The 2,046-nt window shown below is 30.8% G+C and carries 2 protein-coding genes; both read left to right on the top strand.

What is annotated here, in order from left to right; all coding sequences use genetic code 11:
* Positions 1-147: 147 nt before the first annotated feature.
* Positions 148-660 (top strand): hypothetical protein, encoded by a 513-nt coding sequence (locus G5V56_RS16890; protein ID WP_166967304.1) that lies wholly within the window; start codon positions 148-150, stop codon positions 658-660.
* A gap of 5 nt (positions 661-665) precedes the next feature.
* On the top strand, positions 666-1,205 hold the full coding sequence (locus tag G5V56_RS16885) for a hypothetical protein (protein WP_166967303.1): 540 nt from the start codon (positions 666-668) through the stop codon (positions 1,203-1,205).
* Positions 1,206-2,046: the final 841 nt, after the last annotated feature.

Below are 2,046 nucleotides of genomic sequence, written 5' to 3'. Positions count from 1 at the left end.
CCGACTGAATATCGAGCTCATTATTATCAAAATTAATTATAAATTTGTCTAACCTTTTGGGTTCACTCTATTTTCTATCTGGTGTCTATTTGCTAAATTAGGTTCTTAAACACGCCACTAATCTTATACAATCACGTTGCCCACAATTTGAAAAAAACACTACAAATATTAATATTACTGATTTTTGGCCTGAATTTATCAGCTCAAAACGTAAAAATTAATTCAAAAATTCAAGTCGATTCGACTGAATTAGACATCACTCAATCAGATTTTAAATTTTACGGATATTCTACTTTTGATAATAAAAAAACTGATTCTTTGATTGTCTCAATCTCATCGATTGGAACAAGTTCAACTGCTATTAGAATTGACTTAACGAAAAAACCGAGAGCTTTTATCACTCTTTCTTCCGATGTTCCTGAATATGACGGAAAACATATCTTGGATATAGAATTTGAATTCTATGATTTAGAATTAAATGCAACTGAGTTCAAAATAGGTGACCGAATTATGGGAAAAATAAAAGGTAAATCAAAAATAATTCCTAACAATTCAGATGGCTACCAAATTGAATTTAAGGGTGAATTTAGTCATATAATTGGAAAATTAATCATGAAAAATACAGCCGAACAAAGCTACCGAATAATTCAAAATGAATAAAAACTGTGGGCAACACCGTATATAAAAAATTGCTAATTTTACCTAAACCAAAGTTAGTTGCTCGTTTGCTTGCTTCCGATTTTCCTTCGGAAAATCCTCGCACACAAACACGCAACTTTCCATATACATCAACGTTGTACACAAGCTACCAAATGAAACGCAAACTGACTTTAATACTCTTGTCTTTGACTTTTACAAGTTGTTTTTTCAGCAATTATGAAAGTGAATTGATTAAATCACCAACTGGAAATTTTGAAATTAAAGCGACTGTAAATCGGACTGACAAAAATGCGGAGGATTTCGCTTTTGTTATTATTCATTTATACGGTACGGAAAATAACAAGCTGACTGAATTGAATACTGGAGCTGGAGATGGAAATAAATGGACAATTGGTTGGACTGAAGTCGGAGATACAATCGTACTTCAAAGTAGTGATATCGGAAACAAAGCGTGGATTTTGAATCAAGATAAACCGAATCAAATAAAAATGACGGACGAATTAAATGAACGTGCTGAATTTTTATACTCGGAAAAATATAAATAAAAGCCAGTGTACAACAACGGCTATAGTTCATTGCTTCTGACTTTCCTCTCGGAAAGTCCTCGCATTTTTGCTATCTTCGGTTTACGGCGGAAAATCCTCGCGGATTTTCACGCAACGAAACCATAGCCAAACACGTTAGCATACATTTGAAATGAGTCTTTCCCAAGTATATTTTTATATGATAATTATAATTTACCAACTATTTAGCATGGTGATTATAGCATGCTCGGAAGACCTAAAAGAAGACAAATATTTTAAACGATATTTAAAAATCACATTTCTAATTGGATTTTTAGGACTCATAATGGAATTGTTGAATTGGAATTATTTTTGCCGATTTAATTGCACCCTTCTGACTTTTTCACCTTTTCTGACTTTATTAACTTCAAAATTAATTGTTGATTTTTACAAAAAAGTATTAAGAAAAGAAGGCTTTCAAGTAGCTTGGAGCGGTTTATTTATGGATGGAATTTGGAATAAAAACAAAGGAAAATTAAGCCATTTTGGAAATCAATTATATAATGCATTATATAGTGTTGTTTTATTTATTTTACCATTTATTATAATAAGTAGCCTATTTTTATTAATTAAAAAAAACGTATGCTAACACCGTATAAAAATAATGCTTAGTGAGTGCTTAATCAAGGGTTAGTGCGTTTTGCTAGCTTCTGATTTTCCTTCGGAAAATCCTCGCACACAAAACCGCACTATTCTTATACAATCACGTTGGTGGTAATATAAATCGAACTCAAAAGAATAATCTAAAAAAAAACAATATGAAAAAAAACAAGTTTTTAGGAATAATAATTCTATTTAATTTATTAAGTTGTTCAAAAAACAA

Source organism: Yeosuana marina, assembly GCF_011762485.1.
In the GTDB taxonomy this organism is placed as follows: Bacteria; Bacteroidota; Bacteroidia; order Flavobacteriales; family Flavobacteriaceae; genus Yeosuana; species Yeosuana marina.
The sequence above is the reverse complement of the archived record's forward strand: the minus strand, read 5'-3'. Positions and strand labels throughout refer to the sequence as shown.